This window comes from Mycobacterium sp. RTGN5 (assembly GCF_033804465.1).
Taxonomy (GTDB): domain Bacteria; phylum Actinomycetota; class Actinomycetes; order Mycobacteriales; family Mycobacteriaceae; genus Mycobacterium.
Genome location: NZ_JAPZLA010000004.1, coordinates 193821 through 211647, shown reverse-complemented (window position 1 = coordinate 211647; position 17827 = coordinate 193821). Strand labels below are relative to the sequence as shown.

The 17827-nt window shown below is 66.5% G+C and carries 5 protein-coding genes; 3 read left to right on the top strand and 2 right to left on the bottom strand.

Translation table 11 applies throughout. From position 1 onward, the window contains the following. Positions 1 to 228: 228 nt before the first annotated feature. Positions 229 to 11241: a type I polyketide synthase gene (locus SLQ31_RS21125; RefSeq protein WP_319436005.1), complete on the bottom strand. Its 11013-nt coding sequence runs from the start codon at positions 11239 to 11241 to the stop codon at positions 229 to 231. Positions 11242 to 11605: 364 nt separating this feature from the next. Here SLQ31_RS21125 and SLQ31_RS21120 point away from each other — a divergent pair, with 364 nt between their 5' ends. From SLQ31_RS21120 to pe, 3 genes are all read left to right on the top strand, one after another. Beyond that, on the top strand, positions 11606 to 13015 hold the full coding sequence (locus SLQ31_RS21120) for a condensation domain-containing protein (RefSeq protein WP_319436004.1): 1410 nt from the start codon (positions 11606 to 11608) through the stop codon (positions 13013 to 13015). Between the two features lie 67 nt (positions 13016 to 13082). Further along, on the top strand, positions 13083 to 16064 hold the full coding sequence (locus SLQ31_RS21115) for an RND family transporter (protein WP_319436003.1): 2982 nt from the start codon (positions 13083 to 13085) through the stop codon (positions 16062 to 16064). Then, positions 16061 to 17179: an acyltransferase PE gene (gene pe / locus SLQ31_RS21110; protein ID WP_319436241.1), complete on the top strand. Its 1119-nt coding sequence runs from the start codon at positions 16061 to 16063 to the stop codon at positions 17177 to 17179. Before SLQ31_RS21115 ends, pe begins: the two co-directional genes overlap by 4 nt. A 3-nt stretch (positions 17180 to 17182) precedes the next feature. On the opposite strand, the gene SLQ31_RS21105 is transcribed toward pe, so the two are convergent. Then, complete coding sequence (locus SLQ31_RS21105; protein ID WP_319436002.1) at positions 17183 to 17818, bottom strand: GAP family protein; 636 nt, start codon at positions 17816 to 17818, stop codon at positions 17183 to 17185. Positions 17819 to 17827 lie beyond the last annotated feature (9 nt).

Below are 17827 nucleotides of genomic sequence, written 5' to 3'. Positions count from 1 at the left end.
GAGCTGACTATACCGGCCGGTAACCGGAACGCAAGTCGTTGTGAGCAAGTTCAATCGGCTAATCAACCCACTGGTTGGGTTGGCGCTTCGTCGAGGCGACCGGCCCCGCTGTATCCGCTGGTCAGGACGGATCTCAGCGAGTCCACAGCAACGGCGTGTGGCGTTGTCAGAAATGCCGGGATGGGTGCGACCTTGATCACACCGCTACCGCAATGACGACGTTTTGGGTCAGTTCACGGGGGTGGTTTCGCCCTCGGCGGCGGCGTCCGGTGCCGCAGGCGATTCTGATGCTTCTGCGGCATCCGCGGACGCCGTGGCGGCCGTTGGCGCGTCGGAATCGGGCAGCTGCGACACCAAGTGCCCGGCGAGTTCTGCCAGGGTCGGGTAGTCGAACACCGCCGTCGGGCTGATGTCGAACTTCCCGCCGAACTGGCCGAACAACCGGTTACGCAGTTCGACCGCCATCAGTGAGTCCGTGCCGAGGTCCAAGAACCTGCTCGTTGCGGCAGGCGGTTGGGCCAGCCGCAGGAAACCCTGGACCTCGCGCTGCAGGAATTCGGTGATGAAGGCGGCCCGCTGCGCCACCGGCGTCTCTTGCAGCTGCCGAAGCAACTCGCTGTCACCGGCGACCACCCCGTCGCCACTGGGCAGCACCTGATCCAGAAGCGGCGGGCGGATGCCGCCCAGCATCTTCGCGGTCCGCTGCCAGTTGGCCTTGAGCACGGTGGCCTGCGCCGCGCCGTGCCGAATCGCCTCGCCTAGTGCGGCCAGGGCCGCCGACGGCTCCAGCGGCATCATGCCCTGGGCGCTGAGGTTGGCGAGCGCGGCCTGCGAGCTCGCCATACCGCCATGACCCCACGGGCCGAAGTTGACGGCGGTCGCGGTGAGTCCCTGCGCTCTGCGCTGCGCGACGAGCCCGTCCAGCAGCGCATTGGCCGTGGCGTAGTTCGCCTGCGACGGCGAACCCAACACTGCCGACGCCGACGAGTAGAGGATGAAGAACTCGAGCTCGTCGTCCTTCGTCAACCGGTGCAGATGGTGCGCGCCATAAGCCTTGGGCGCCAGGGTGGTCCGGAATCGTTCCAGGTCCTGCTGCGGTAGCAGCGCATCGTCGAGCACGCCGGCCAGGTGTGCGACGCCGGCCAGCGGCGGCAACTCGGCCCGGATCCTGGTCAGCAGCGCGGCGGCGTCGGACTCGTCGCCGATGTCGGCCGAGAACACATGGACCCGGCAGTGGAACCGCTCCGTGATGGCAGCGATGGCACGTTCTGTCTCGGCATCCGGAGCCCGGCGGCTCGTCAACACGATGTCGCCGGCGCCCAGCTGGGCCAGATACGCGGCCGTGTGCAGGCCGAGTGCACCGAGGCCACCGGTGACCAGATAGCTCCGATCACCGCGCGGCTGTAGCGGTTTCGGCATCTGCACCACGATCTTGCCGATGTGCCGGGCCTGTTGCATCCGGCGGAACGCGGCCCTGGCCTCGGTCAGCGGGTAGACCTCGGCAGGTACCGGGGTCCATTCACCGTTGGCCAACCCGTCGGACACCTCGACCATCAGCCGCTGGATGTGCTCGGGGTCGGTCATCATCGTCACGTCCAGCGCGACGATCTCGTAGTCGATATCGGGGCGGACCGCTGCCATCTGTTCGGCGGTCCAGATATCGCGTTTGGCGATCTCGGCGAACCGGCCGCCCTTGGCGGTCGCGCGCACCGTCGCTTCGACGAAGCCCTCGTTGGTCAGGGAGTTGAGTACCACGTCAACCCCGGCACCGTCGGTATCGGCGAGAATCTGATCCGCGAAATCCGTTGTGCGCGAGTCATAGACGTATTCCACACCCATCGCGCGCAACGTCGCCCGCTTGTAGGTGCTCGCGGTGGCGTAGACGATCGCGCCGTGCTGCCTGGCCATTTGGACGGCCGCCAGTCCCACGCCGCCGCTGGCTGCGTGGATGAGGACGCGGTCCCCGGGCTTGAGCTGCGCCCAGTCGAACGCGAGCCGGACCGTCAGTGCCGCAGCGGGAATGGTCGCGGCGTCGACCGCGCCAATGCCGTCCGGCACGGTGGCCAGCAACTGCGCGGGCACATTCAGCCGGCTGGCGAAGGCTCCTTGCATGGAGCCGAAGACCCGCTGGCCGACCTTCAATCCCGTGACCTCGGAACCCACTTCGGTGACGACGCCGCACAGGTCGCCACCGATCGGGCCGGGATCACCCGGGTAGAGGCCTAACACATTGAGCACATCACGGAAGTTGAGGCCGGCGGCCTCGATCCGCACCTGCACCTCGTGCACATCGGGCGGGGTGACGTCCTTCTCGGTCAGGCGCAGGTTGTCGATCGCGCCGCGTTCCGTCGGCGCAAGGACATAGTCGTCGCTGCGCGGCATCGGGAGCTGACCGCTGCGCGCCCAATGCAGCAGCCGGGATACCAGGAAACGTCCTTGCCGTACGGCCATTTCGGGCTCGACCACCGGTGTGCCGAGTGCGCCGGCCAGCCAGCTGAGGGAGTCCTCGCCGGCGTCACCGTCGACCAGACGAACGCGCAGGGTCGGCTGCTCGGCGATCAGGGTGCGCCCGAATCCCCACAGTGCCGCTTGAACGGGATCGACCGGCTCACCAGGCTCGGTGGCAACCGCCCGCTCGGTGACGATCCACAAACCGTCGCGCAGGCCTTCGGTCACCGCAGTCTGCGCGGCCCCCAGCAGGGCGGCGATCTCCGCTTCCAGCCGGTCCGACGGATCGGTGTCGAGATCAGGTTGTCCTGAACTGCGCCAGACGATTCCGGTGACCGGTGCCCCACGCTCGGCGGCGTCGGCGAAGGCCCGCTGCCAGGACTGAGCATCGGTGACGTCGTTGACCGCCGTAGCACCGGGCACCTCGGCCGTCAGCGCGTCGAACCCGGCGATCAGCCAGGTCCCGTTCGCGGTCTTGGGTGCGCCCTCTTCAACGGCCACCGACGCCGGTGCCGCGGCTTCCTGCCAGCCCAGGGTGTACAGCAGTCGAGTCGAGTCCCCGCCCAGCCCACGCAGCAGTGCCTCTCGCGGGGCACGCTTGACCGTGAACTCGCGGATCCCGCCCAGCACACGCCCATCGCGGTCCACGAAATCGATGTCGAAGACCTGGGTTTCACTGGTGACTTCACTGGCATGCCAGCGAGCCCGGCAGAAGAACCGCCGCGGCATCTTGTCCTGCACGTGGACCTGCCCGTACCGCAGTGGCAGGAACAGATCGGACATCCCCTGCTCGGCGGCCAGCGTCGCCGGGAAGGCCGGGAACGCCACGCCGGTGCACAGATCGAGCAGCACCGGGTGGATCGGCTCGCTACCCAGGTGCTCGCTGAGTTCCTCACCGATGGCGATATCGCCGATCGCTTCGCCCTCGCCGACCCACAGCGATTTCAGGGAGGTGGACCAGGTTGGGCCCCAGGCCAATTCCATGTCGTGGAAGATGTCGAACAGTTCCTGCGGGCGGGTGCGATTCATCTGCTCGATCGCTTCGTCCGGGGTGACTACAGTTTCCTGCGATTCCACGTCGGGATCGGCGCCCGCGAGCAGGGTTCCGTCGGAGTTCAGTGACCACTCGGCGTCGCGCGCGCCTTGCGGCCGGCTATGCACCTGGAACTTCCAGCCGTCGTCGACCGGATGCAGGGTGAGCTGGACTTCGCGGGAGGCTTTGTCCGGCAGGATGATCGGCTCGTAGAAGAAGACTTCCTTGACCCGCGCCGGCGCCCCCGCCGAGGCCAGTGCCATCGCTGCGTACGTCGCGCCAGGAACGACCACCGTGCCGTAGATGACGTGATGCGCCAACCAGGGCTGGGTCTTGACCGACAGCACGTTGGTGTAGACGGTGTCCCCGGAGGCGAGATCCTTGGCGCTGCCCAGGATTCCGGACGCGGCGGTGCCATCGGAGCGGATGCCTGATGTCTTGGGCCAGTAGCGACGGCGCTGGAACGGATAGGTGGGCAGTTCGAGCCGGTGGCTCGGCGCGTCGTACCTGACGGCGAAGTCGGGCCGGTGCCCGCTGATGTATGCCGTGGCAAGGGCTTCGGTCATCTGGCGCTGTGAATTGGCGCCCTTGCGCAACGACACGATCGCGCGCGGGGTGGCCGAGGTCTCCGGCCAGATCTGCAACGCGGCCGCGGTCAGGATCGGCTGCGGGCCGATCTCCATCAGTACCGAGCAGCCCAGGTCGGCCACCGTGCGCACACTCTCGGTGAACTGCACCGGCTGACGGGAATGCCGTCGCCAATACTGAGCGTTGATCGGCGTCTCACTGGTGAGGACGGCGCCGGTCCGATTGCAGACCAGTGGCCTCGACGGTACGGCGTACTCGAATTGCTTGGCGAACGACTCGAATTCGTCGAGTACCGGCTCCAGCAATTCCGAATGGAAGGCGTGACTGGTCTCCAGCCAGGTGCAGCGGGTGCCGTCCTCGCTGCATGCGGCGACGATCTGTTCCAGATCTTCGCCCGGCCCCGAGAGCACTGTGTTGCGGCCGTTGTAGGCACCGACCGAAACCCGCGGGAAGGTGGCCGCGGCGCGCTCCACGTAATCCGGATCAGCGAACACCGCGACCATCCGGCCGCCTGCGGGCAGGCTGCCGAACAGCCGGCCGCGTTCGGCAATCAACCGGGCCCCGTCCTCGAGGCTGAACACGCCGGCCACGCACGCCGCCGCATACTGGCCGACACTGTGGCCCAGCACCACATCCGGCTCGATGCCCCACGACTGCCACAGCCGGGCTAAGCCCATCTCGACGGCGAAGATCGCCGGCTGCGCAAATGACGTGTGCCGCAGCGTTTCTACGGCTTCACGATCGCTGGAGAACAGCACGTCCAGCAACGGACGCGGCAGCATCGGATCCACGGCCTGCGCGCAGCGCCGCACCGTATCGGCGAATATCGGCTCGCTGTCGAACAATTCGCGCGCCATGCCCGGATACTGGCTGCCCTGCCCTGGGAAGAACCACGCCGTGGTGGGCGGGTCGGTGCATTCGCCACGAATCACGCCCGGACGAAGCCGGTTCGCCACCAGGTCGTCCAGCAGCATCCTGGCTTCTTGGCCGGACGTGGCGACCACCGCGGCCCGGTGTTCGAAGTGCGAGCGTCCCGCCCCTGCGGTGAAGCACACGTCGGCCAGCGAGGATCCAGTGTGAGTATCCAGCCAGGTGGAGTAGCGCTGGGCCAGCGCGACCAGGCCTTGCGCCGACCGCGCAGACAGCGGCAGCAGGCTCAATGGTTCGCGGGCCGTCTCGGGTGCGGTGTCGACGGGTTCGTCGGCGGCATCGTCGGCCAGCGCGGGCTGCGGTGCCTCTTCGATCAGCACGTGCGCGTTGGTGCCGGTGAACCCGAACGAGCTGACGCCGGCTCGGCGCGGCCTGCCGTTCGCGTGCCATGGCGTCGCCTTGTCCACCACCTGCACGGGCAGCGAGTCCCACGGAATGTGCGGCGACGGGTTCTGGAAATGCAGGTTCTGCGGGAGCAGTTCGTGCTGCAACGACAACACGACCTTGACCAAACCGGCGACACCCGCGGCGGACTCCAGGTGCCCGATGTTGGTCTTGGCCGTTCCCATCAGCAGTGGCCGGTTCGGGTCGCGGCCCACGCCGTAGACCGCCGCGGCCGCCTGCACCTCGATCGGATCACCCAGTGGGGTGCCCGTGCCATGTGCCTCGAGGTAGTCGACATCCCCGCCGCTGAGGCCGGCGCGAGTCAGCGCCGCCGCGATAAGCCGTTGTTGTGCACCACCATTGGGCACCGTCAAGCCGCTTGAGGCGCCGTCCTGGTTGACCGCGCTGCTGCGGATGACCGCGCAGATCCGGTCGCCGTCGCGCTGTGCGTCGCTGAGTCGCTTGAGCACCAGAATGCCGCAGCCTTCACCACGCACGTAGCCGTCGGCGGCCGCGTCGAAGGTCTTGCATCGGCCGTCGGGGGCCAGCATCCGCGCGCGGGACGCGGCGACGATGGACGCCGGGCTCAACAAGACGTTGACGCCACCGGCCAGGGCCATGTCGCAGTCGCCCGAATGCAAGGCCTGGCTGGCCTGATGGACCGCCACCAACGACGAACTGCAGGCGGTGTCCACCGCCATCGCCGGACCTTCCAGACCGAGGGTGAAAGCCACCCGGCCGGCAATCGCGTTGAGCGCGTTGCCGGTGATGAAATGAGCCTCGAGGTTCTCGACCGATTCGCCCGACAGCAGGTGCGAGTATTCGTTGGCTCCCACGCCGACGAAGACACCAGTTCGGCTGCCGCGCACAGAGGACGGCGCGTACCCAGCTCTCTCTAGCCCTTCCCACGCAATCTCGAGCATCAGGCGCTGCTGCGGATCGATCCAGACGGCTTCGCGCGGGGAGATGCCGAAGAACTCCGGATCGAAGCTGTCGACGCTTTCCAGGTATCCGCCGCTGCGGGTGTAGATCTTGCCCGGCATCTGCTGGTCAGGATCGTAGAACTCGTCGACGTCGAAGCGGTCTTCGGGGATCTCCCGGATCGCATCCACCCCGCCGGACAGCACCTCCCAGTACGCCTCGGCATCGGGCGAGCCGGGGAACCGGCAGGCCACCGCGATGATGGCGATCGGCTCGTCCGTCGCCGAGGTCGCCAGCGAGGTCGGCTGGGTCGTAAGTTGGCTGCTGGCCCGTTCGTTCAGATTGAGCACGTCGGACAGCAGGTAGTCCGCCACGTCGGACAGCCGGGGGAAGTCCATCGCCAACGTCGCAGGCAGTTCCTTACCGACCGCCTGCTCGAGCCGGCGCCGCAGTTCCACCGCCATCAGCGAGTCCATGCCGAGATCGAAGAATCCGGCCTCTTCGCGAATCTCCGACGCGTCGATCCGGGTCACCTCGGCGACGGTGTTGCGCAGGTGTTCCAGAACGAGCTTCTTGCGCTGCTGAACGGGAGCTGCGGTGAGCTGTTCGACCAGGCGGGTGCTTCCCGACGCCTGGGTTGTCGCCGAGATCGATTCGGGCACTTCCCGAGCCACCTCGGCCAGCAGTGCTCGCCGGCCCGCCTGCAGGTAGATCGGCAGGAATCGGGCCCAGTCGATCCGCGCCACCACAGCCTGCGCCGGGCCTTGCGAACCGGCAGCCGCCATGACGTCGGCCATCCCGGACAGCGCGTCCGACGGAGACAGGGTGCGAATGCCGCGCCGGTCCAGTTGGGTGCGGGCATCCTGGTCGGCCATGCCTGCCGACCACGGGCCGAAGTTCACGCTGATCGCGGGAACGCCTTGCTTGCGCAGCCGCCAGGTCAACCCGTCCAGGAAGGCGTTCGCCGCGCTGTAGGCGCTCTGGCCGTAGCCGCCCCATACCGAGGAAATCGAGGAGGTGGACAGGAAGAAGTCCAGGTCCAGATCTGCGCTGGCTTCGCTCAGATGCCAGGCACCCCAAACCTTCCCGGAGAACACTCGATCCACTTCGGTGCTGTCCAGGGAACTCAGCGGGGTGGTGTTGTTCTCGCCCGCGGCGTGCACGATCCCGGCCAGCGGGGGAAGCTCGGCCTGCACCGTGGCGAGCAGGCGTGCGACATCGTGCGGGTCGGCAACATCAGCGGAGATCACCCGGACGTCGCAGCCGTGTTGCTCGCGGAGCGCGTCGATGCGGCGTTGCGCCGCTTCGCCTGCTGCTCGCCGGCTGGTCAGCACCAGCTGCCGGGCACCGTGTGCGGCCAGATATCCCGCGATCTCCAGTCCGAGCGATCCCAACCCGCCGGTCACCAGATACGTTGCGCTGGAACGCAGTTCCAGCGGTGCCGAGTTGGGTTGCCCGGTACGACGAACCAGCCGCGGCACCTGTACGACGTCGGCCCGCAGTGCGATCTGGTCTTCACCCGGTGAAGCCGTGACGACCTGCTTGAGCAAGCGTGACCACTCGTCGGCGCCGCGGCCGGACAGGTCGATGAGTCCGCCCCACACCTGCGGATACTCCAGCGCGGCGGCGCGGCAGAATCCCCACAGGCTGCTCTGCTCCGGCGACACCGTGTCGTCGTTGGTAACGCGTTGTGCACCATGGGTTGTCACCCAGATTGGGGTGCGCAGTTCGGCGGCGGCAGCAGCGCGGAACAGTCGCTGAGTGCCACCGATGACGCGGTGCTGCATCCGTAGCAGCGAGCGCATCGACGGCGCGCCGTCGGAGTCCAGTGCCGCAATGTGCAAGATGCGCAGCGCCGGCTCGTCATGGGCCGCAGCGCGCAATTCGTCGACCAGGCGTTCCTCGTCGGCGTCGGACACCGGTAGTCCGAGGACGCGGTGCCGGTGGCCGTTCGTGGTCAACGCATCGACCAATGGCCGCATGACCGCCGCGTCATCGCCGATGAGCAGCCAAGCGGCTCCTTCGCCGATCTCGGCTGGGGACGAGTTGGCTGACCGCTCCCAGCGGATCTCGTAGCGGACATCGGCGATCGATTGCGCGCTTCGTTGCCGGTTATGTTGTGCGGCAAGCTTGTTCAGCACCTCAGCGGTCGTCTGGCTGGTGCCCGTGCCGTCGAGCAGAGCCGCGAGTTCCTCGATGCGACCGTCCTCGAGCAGTCGGACAGCTTCGGTGCGCGTCGCGTCAGCCGCGGTCGCCTGCACCTGCTTGTTGCTGAACCAGTACTGGCGATGCTGGAAGGGATAGGTCGGCAGATCGAGCTTGCGCGCCGGCTGCGGCACGAGCGCACCGAAGTCGGGCAGGTGACCGGCGACGTAGGCGCCGGCCAGAGCTTCGGTGACCTGGCGATGGTCGGCACCGTTGCGGCGCAGCGACGCGACTGCCTTGGGCGCGGTCGCCGGGTCGGGCCAGGCCCGCAGGGCCGCGGCGGTGAGCACCGGCTGGGGGCCGACCTCGAGCAACAGTGTGCAGCCGAGTTCGGCCAGCGTCGCCACGCCCTTGGCGAATTGGACCGGCTGGCGCGCATGGCGCCGCCAGTAGGAGCCGTCGAGCTTGGCGTTGCGGCCGAGGGTGGCACCCGTCCGGTTGCACACCAGAATCCTTTGGGGCGAACCGAATTCGAAGCCATTCGCGTACGACTCGAAGGCATCGAGTGCCGGATCCAGCAGCGCCGAGTGGAACGCGTGGCTGGTGTCCAGCCAGTCACAGCGGGCCCCGTCGTCCGTCAGCTGGGCTACCGCCAGTTCCAGGTCAGCTGCCGGTCCGGACAGGACGGTGTTGGCGCCGTTGTAGGCAGCCACCGACAGGCTGGGGAATTCATCGGTGAGGCGTTCGACGCGGTCCGGGTCGGCGAAGATCGCGCACATCCGTCCGCCGGTGGGCAGATCTCCGAAAAGACGGCCCCGCTCGGCCAGCAGTCGAGCCCCGTCCTCGAGGCTGAACACGCCTGCTACGCACGCCGCCGAGTACTGGCCGACACTGTGTCCGAGCACCACATCGGGTTCGAAGCCCCGCGACTGCCACAGCCTGGCCAGGCCCATCTCCACCGCGAATATCGCGGGCTGGGCGTGCCTGGTCTGCTTCAAAGTTTCTGTGCCGTCGGCATCAAAGATGATGTCCAGCAAGGGCTTTTCGAGCGCGTCGCCAACCGCCTCGGCGCACCGGGTCATCGTCTCGGCGAACACCGGTTCGGTTTCGAAGAGCTCGCGCGCCATGCCGGCGTACTGACTGCCCTGGCCGGGGAACAACCACGCGGTCTTGGGCGTGTCCGCGCTGTCGCCGCGCACCAGCCCGGGGGCAGGCAGATCGTCAGCGAGGGCACCGAGCAGCTCGCGTGCGGACTCCAGAGAATTGACCACCAGGGCGGCCCGGTGCTCGAAGTGGGCGCGACCGGCCCCGGCCGTCAGGCACACGTCGGCCAGGGTGGCCTCCGGATGCTCGCTGACCCAGCTGCGGTAGAGCTCGGCCGTCTGCACCAGCGCGGCCGGGGTGCGGGCGGACAGCGGAAGCACCATGAACCGGCGATCATCGGCCAGCGCGACAGCGGCGGTGGGCGCAACCTGCGGCGCCTCTTCGAGAATGATGTGGGCATTGGTGCCGGAGAAGCCGAACGAGCTGACGCCCGCGATGCGGGGCCTCTCGGAGCGCTCCCAGGCCACCGTCTCGTCGACGACGCGCACCGGAATCCGATCCCAGGGGATGTGCGGTGACGGATTGCGGAAGTTCAGGTGCTTGGGCAGTGCCTGGTGTTCCAGGGCCAGGACGACCTTGAGGACTCCGGCGACACCCGCGGCGGCTTCCAGGTGGCCGATGTTCGTCTTCGCGGACCCGATCAGCAGCGGCTGGTCCGGGTCGCGGCCCTTGCCAAGGGCGGCAGCGGCGGCCTGGACCTCGATGGGATCACCCAGAGACGTTCCGGTCCCGTGCGCCTCCAGGTAGCCGATATCGCTGGGGACCAGCCCCGCACACGCCAGCGCCTCACCGATCACTCGCTGCTGGGCCACCCCGTTGGGCACCGTCAGGCCGCCCGATGCGCCGTCCTGGTTGACCGCGCTGCCGCGGATCACGGCGCGGATGTGGTCACCGTCGCGGATCGCGTCTTCGAGGCGCTTGACGGCGATGACACCGCAGCCCTCGCCGCGGACGTAGCCGTCGGCGGCGGCGTCGAAGGTCTTGCAGCGGCCGTCGGGGGCCAACATCCGGGAGTGGGAGAACGTGATCATGGTGGCCGGGCTGAGGATGACGTTGACCCCGCCGGCCAGCGCGAGATCGCATTCGCCCAGGCGTAGCGCCTGGCAGGCCTGGTGAATCGCCACCAGCGACGAGCTGCAGGCGGTGTCGACCGTGACTGCGGGGCCCTGTAGCCCCAATCGATAGCTGATCCGGCCGGCCGCGGCCGCGCTGGACGTACCGATGGCCAGATAGGCTTCGATTTCGGGGTAAGTCAGTGCGTCCGATGCCATTCCCAGGAAGTCATGGGTGGCCAACCCGACGAACACGCCCGTGCGGGTGTTCGCCAAAGCTGTTGGCGCGGTACCGCTGTGCTCGACAGCGTGCCACGCGGTCTCCAGCAGCAGTCGATGCTGTGGGTCCATCACGTTGGCTTCGCGGGCTGACACTCCGAAGAACGGTGCATCGAACCCGGTGGCATCGTCGACGAACCCGGCGCGCCGGGTGACAATTTTGCCGGGAGCGTCGGGGTCCGGGTCGAAGAACTCGTCGACATCCCACCGGTCCTGGGGCACCTCGGTGACCGCGTCCCTACCGTCCTGCAGCAGGTCCCAGTACTGGTCCGCATCCGCGGCGCCGGGAAAACGGGCCGCATACCCGACGATCGCGAAGCGTGGCGCTTGCTGCGTCGGATGTTCGGTAAATGCCATCAGGTTGTGCTCTCCGCATCGGGCCGGTACTACGTCGATCGATCTGGGTCGATCCATCTCGGGAGACCACGTCAGGCCCAGGATTAACTTCCGAACGGCCACGGCCCGGTCATCTCCCGACAGCGACGGCCGGCTCATCTCCCGCGAGCCAGTATGACATGTGCGTTGCTGTAGGACGTGGGCTCGGACACGTGCACAGCGTCCCCATAGCTAGCCGCACGGGGTCGTCAGGCATTCCTCGGTACCACTCCTGAGCTGGGCTATCGGGTCTGTCGGCGACCGTCTCAGCCGCAGGCGCTATGTTGGTCTGGCCACCAGCGTCGCTGGTCCGGAGGCCATCTCAAATCGACCCGGGAGGGGAATATTGCATATCGGGAAGATTACGATCGGCACAATCGATGATTGGTCGCCGAGCCCCGGTGTGGTGATCTCCTGGCGCCCGACAAATGCGGCTATGGAGAAGGCTCGTCAAGCACCGGTCAGTTCGGTGCCTGTCAGCTATATGCAGGGCCAACATATTCGTGGCGTCTACGAACAGGACGCCGCCGGTCTCGACTATTCGCGACAGATCATTGCGACCTGCGAAGTGCCAGGTCAGTGTGATATTTCTGCTATGACCCATGCGCTGAATGCCTACTTGCGCCGCCATGACACGTATCGGAGCTGGTTCGAATACTCGGGTTCCGGAGAAATTGTCAGGCGAACGATCGCCGACGCCGCTGATATTGAATTCGAGCCCATTGACTTCGGTGAAATGGCCGCCGAAGGCGCGCGCAAACAGATTGTCGATATCCCGACCCCGCTGGAATGGGGGTGCTTTTCCTTCGGGGTGGTCCAGAGTGCGGATCACTTCGATTTCTATGCCAGCATCGACCATGTCCACGGGGATGCGGCGCTGATCGGGATCACCATGCTGGAGGCCCACGGCATGTACACGTCCTTGACGATGACCGGGCAGCCCATGGCCCTGCCGGAGGCGGGCAGCTTCGACGATTTCTGTCTCCAGGAGCACCAGGCCACGGCGGATTTGACCGTCGATTCGCCGGAGGTCCGCGCCTGGATCGAGTTTGCCGAGAACAACAACGGCAGCCTGCCGGAGTTCCCGCTGCCGCTGGGCAACCCGCTGGAACCGACGGTCGCCGACATGGTCGGTGACACGCTGATGGACGCCGAACAGACCGCGCGATTCGAAACGGCCTGCACGTCTGCCGGGGTCCGCTTCGTCGGGGGCCTGTTCGCCTGCACCGCCATGGTGGATCATGAGTTCACCGGTGCGGCAACCTATTACGGACTCACGCCGAGAGACACCCGCAGAACGACGGACAATTTCACGACGCAGGGCTGGTTCACCGGGCTGGTCCCGATCACCGTTCCCATCGCCGCGACGTCGTTCGGTGAAGCCGCTTGGGCCGCGCAGAGTTCCTTCGATGGTGGCCTGAGCCTGGCGCGGGTTCCGTATTACCGCGTGCTGGAGTTGGCGCCCTGGTTGGACAAGCCTCGGCCGAACTTCCCGGTCTCGAACTTCCTGCATGGCGGCGCGGCACCCTTGAACGCCGTGCTCGCGGCCGCTGACATGGGCTATTCGAACAATATCGGCATCTATTCCGACGGTAGATTCTCCTACCAGCTGACGATCTATATATTTCGGTATGAGGCTGGCACCGTGATGTCGGTGATGTTCCCGGATAACCCGATCGCCCAGAAGTCGGTCTCCCGGTACATAGCCGCGATGAAATCGGTGTGCGAGCGGATCGCAGACAGCGGGCAATGGTGACGTGTTGTGAGTAGCGGGACCTCACGCGTACGAGGAATACAGGTGAGGGCCCGGTGGTGAGGACAAAGTGCGACGGCTAGCCGATTTTGTGGTGCGGTGGCCTTGGGCGGTGATTGGGCTCTGGGTGGCGTTGGCGGTGGCGCTACCGCTGACATTTCCGAGCCTGAACGACATGGCCCAGAAGCATCCGCTGGCCATGCTGCCCGGCGACGCGCCGTCCAGTGTGGCGGCCCGCCAGATGACCGAGGCGTTCAAGGAACCCGGCGGCGACGACCTGCTGCTGGTGGTCCTGACCGACGAGCACGGACTCACTCCCGCGCACGAAGCGATGTACCGCAAGCTGGTGGGCGCACTGCGCGAAGACCAGCACGACGTTGTGATGCTGCAGGATTTTGTCGAAACACCCGCTCTGCGTTCATTTTTGACGAGCAAGGACAATAAGTCCTGGGTGGTGCCGGTGGGGCTGGTGGGCGCGTTGGGCACCCCGGAGTCCTATGCCGCCTATAACCGGGTGGCCAATATCGTCAGGCAGAACACCGCGGGCAGCCCGCTGGAAGTGCACCTGACGGGACCGGCGGCCACCGTCGCCGACCTCACCGTCGCCGGCCAAAAGGACCGGCTGCCAATCGAAATCGCGATCGGGGTCCTGGTTCTCGCGGTATTGCTTCTGGTGTACCGCAATCCGATCACCATGTTGCTGCCGCTGGTCGGGATCGGGTCCGCCCTGGTGATCGCCCAGTCGGTGGTCGCCGGCCTGTCCAATGTGACCGGGTTGGGGGTGTCGAACCAGGCCATCATTCTCCTTAGCGCGATGATCGCCGGTGCCGGAACGGATTACGCGGTGTTCCTCATCAGCCGCTATCACGACTATGTGCGGCTCGGCGAGAGCTCCGACGATGCGATACGGCAGGCATTGGGCTCGGTGGGCAAGGTGATCACCGCATCGGCCGCCACCATCGGACTCACCTTCCTCGGGATCAGCTTCGCCAAGATGGGCGTGTTCTCCACCGTCGGCGTCTCATCGGCGATCGGGGTCGGGGTCGCCTATCTCGCCGCTCTCACGCTGTTGCCCGCCATCATCGCGCTGGTCGGGCCACGGGGTTGGATCACGCCGCGGCGGGAACTGACTGCGCGGTGGTGGCGGCGGTCGGGGATCCGGATCGTGCGCCGGCCGCGGGTCCATCTGGTGGCCAGTGTGTTGATCCTGATCTTGCTGGCCAGTTGCGTGGGGCTGGCGCGATACAACTACGACGACCGCAAGGCGGTAGCACCAGAGGACCCGAGCTCGGTCGGGTACACCGCGCTGGAACGCCATTTCGACCTCAACCAGTCGATCCCGTCGTACGTCCTGATCCGCTCGCCGCGTGACCTGCGTACGCCTCAGGCCCTCGCGGATCTGGAGCAGATGGCCGGGCGCATCAGTCAGGTGCCCAATATCGCGATGGTCAGCGGCATCACCCGACCGACCGGAACCGTGCCGCAAGAGTTCAGGGCCACGTATCAAGCGGGCCTGGTCGGCAATCAGCTTGGCAACGGTGCGGCGATGATCGCCAACAATATGAAGGACCTGAACCGGTTGGCCGGCGGGGCCAACACGCTCGCGACCAACCTCGGCGATGTGCGCGGCCAGGTCAGTCAGATCGCCGGCAGCGTTCAGAGCGTGGTCGAGGCCTTCGCCGCTCTCAAAGGCCAATACAGCGGCGACACACTGGTGAAGAACGTCGAAGTCGCCGCCAAGCTCGTCAACGCGGTCAATCGTCTGGGCAATTCGATGGGCGTCAACTTCACCGCGGCCAGAGACATGTTCGCCTGGGTGGGGCCGGTGCTCGTGGCCTTGCACGGTAACGCCGTGTGCGATCTCGATCCCTCCTGCGCCGAGACCCGCGGTCATTTTCAAGCACTGGTCGACGCGCGCAATGACGGAACCCTCGACGAGATCAACTCTCTGGCAGGGCAATTGCAGTCGATGCAGGACAAGCAGTCCCTTGACGCGTCGCTGCACCAGCTCAGCGACGCCTTCAGCAAGCTCACGAAGGTGATGCACACCATGGGGCTGGACTCGCCCGGCGGTGCGCAGGCGAGCACCAACAAACTTCGGCAGGGCGCCGATCGGGCTGCCAGCGGCAGCCGCGACGTCGCCACCGGTGTGGACCAGGTCGTCGACCAGATCCAACTCATGCGAACCGGCCTCGATCAGGCGGCGGCATTCCTGCTGTCGATGAAGCAGGACGCCGCAAGCCCCGCGATGGCAGGATTCAACATTCCGCCCGAAGTCCTCAATCTGCCCGACTTCAAGATGGCGTCCAAGATGTTCATCTCCCCCGATGGGCATTCGGTGCGCTATCTGGTGCTCACCAAACTTGATCCGTTCAGCGTCGATGCCATGGATCAGGTCAATGCGATCAGCGACGCCGCACGCAGTGCACAGCCGAACACGAGCCTGTCGGACGCCACGATCTCGATGGGCGGATATCCCACCGCGCTGCGCGACACCCGCGATTACTACCAGAAGGACATCCGATTCATCATCGCCGTCACCATGATCGTGGTGCTGCTGACGTTGATGTTGCTGCTGCGCGCGGTTATCGCACCGCTGTATCTGGTTGGCTCCGTGGTGCTTTCGTACTTCGCGGCACTCGGTATCGGTGTGCTGGTCTTCCAGTACCTGTTCCACCAACAGCTGCACTGGACGGTGCCGCCACTCGCGTTCGTCGTCCTGGTCGCGGTGGGAGCCGACTACAACCTCCTCTTCGCCTCACGATTGCGGGACGAAGACAGTCCCGGCGGCACGCGCTACGGCGTCATTCGGACGTTGTCATCGACCGGGGGTGTCATCACCGCGGCGGGTCTGATTTTCGCGGCCTCGATGTGGGGTCTGCTGTTTTCCAGCATCGGTACCGTGGTGCAGGGCGGGTTCGTCATCGGCGTCGGAATCCTGCTGGACACATTCTTGGTGCGGACCGTCACGGTGCCCGCGATCGCTACTCTGGTCGGAAAGGCGAACTGGTGGCCGTCACGATTGAAGTCGCAGGAGAGCGGTACGGCATGAAGAAGCTACTCGCCACGGCTACCACGCTGTTGACCCTCTGTGCCACCGGCGGAATCGCCGCCGCCGATCAGCCGTCGCCGAATCAGCCGAACAACGACGGGCCGACACCGATCGGCACGCCGGGCCGCGGATATGCACTGGGCGGCGCGCACGTTCTCGGCATCCCTTACGACGAGTACATCCGCCGCACCGGTGCGGACTGGTTCCCCGGCCTGAACCGGCAGATCGTCGATTACCCCGCCGGACAGGTCCAGGGCCACACGCTCGAGCGACTGTTCCCCGGCATCGGCAAGTTGGACGACAACTTCCCGGGCCTTGGCATCGACGGCCCGAGTATCGGCGAGTCGGTCGACGAGGGTGAAGGCAACGTCATCCGGGCGATCCAGGAAGGCGGGCAGGGCACCGCGATCGGACTGTCCGAGGGTGCGATGGTGCTCAACGCCGTGCAGAACCGGCTGGCCACCGATCCGAACGCGCCGCCGCCCAACCAGTTGTCCTTCGCCACCTATGGTGATCCGGTCGCACCCCACGCCTTCGGCGCGGGCTTCCTCGCGCAGAACTTCCCGGTGGGCAGTGTGGTCCCAGCGCTGGACTACACGATGCCGCCCCAGGTGGACAGCCAGTACGACTCCTACCGCTTCGTTTCGGCGTACGACAGCATCGCCGACTGGCCGGACCGGCAGGACAACTGGATGTCGGTGGCCAATGCGGTCGTGGGGCTGGCGACCGGACACACGGCCGTGGCCTTCACCAACCCGAGCATGGTTCCGCCGCAGAACATCGCCACCAGCATGAACTCCAGGGGCGCCAAGACCACCACGTACCTGATCCCCGAACAGCATTTGCCGCTGGTATTGCCGTTCAAGTACCTCGGGGTGGACGAACCTACGCTTCTTAAATTGGACGCGGTGCTGAAACCCTCAGTGGACGCGGGCTATTCGCGTAACGACGATCCGCTGACCGCGCCGATCGAGGTGGATCCGGTGCACGGCTACGATCCTGCCGCCGTCACCGCGCCGGCCACCCAGGCCGCCTTCGGCGGTGGCACGGATCCGCTGTCGCAGCTGTCGGCGGGGCTTCAGTACGTGCTGGACCACGGTCCAAGCGCGCACTGAGTTCTACACCCCGAGCAGTCCCGCCGAGAGCAACACGACGCCGACGACGGCCAGGAGCACCGCGACCTCGCGCCGCCGCCGCGCACGGACCCAGCCGTGCAGTGCCGTCATCGCCGAGCGGGTCCGCTGCGGAGCCACCAGATACGCCAACAGCGGTATCTCCACCAGCGCGAACGCCACCACGTTGAACGTCACCAATGCCCCGAACCGCACAGCGGGGGCGACCGCACCCGCGGCGATGACGGCCAGTGCCGCCAGGTAGTCGATCGAGGGCAGCGCAATACCCAGGCCTGCGACACCGGCCACCCACAGTGACTGGCCATCGAGCAGGCGGGTCAACCACGCCGGCGGGGTGCGGTCGCGGCCCTTGGTGACCGCCAAGATCGCCGCCGCCAGCAGGGCCAGCACACCGATGACGATCTGCACCCTGGGCAGCGTGAAATGCGCCGACGCCGGGATCCGGGACTCGAGCGCGAACAACACCACCGCGCCGACAGTCAGGCCCATCACGAAGCCGCCGCACAGGAAGGCGGCCAGTTGCAGGTGGGGGCGGGGACGATTCAGCATCAGCACCGACATGCCGATCCGAAACGGTTCCAGACTGACCGCGACGGCCATCACCAACAGGGTGAACCACATCAGCTGATC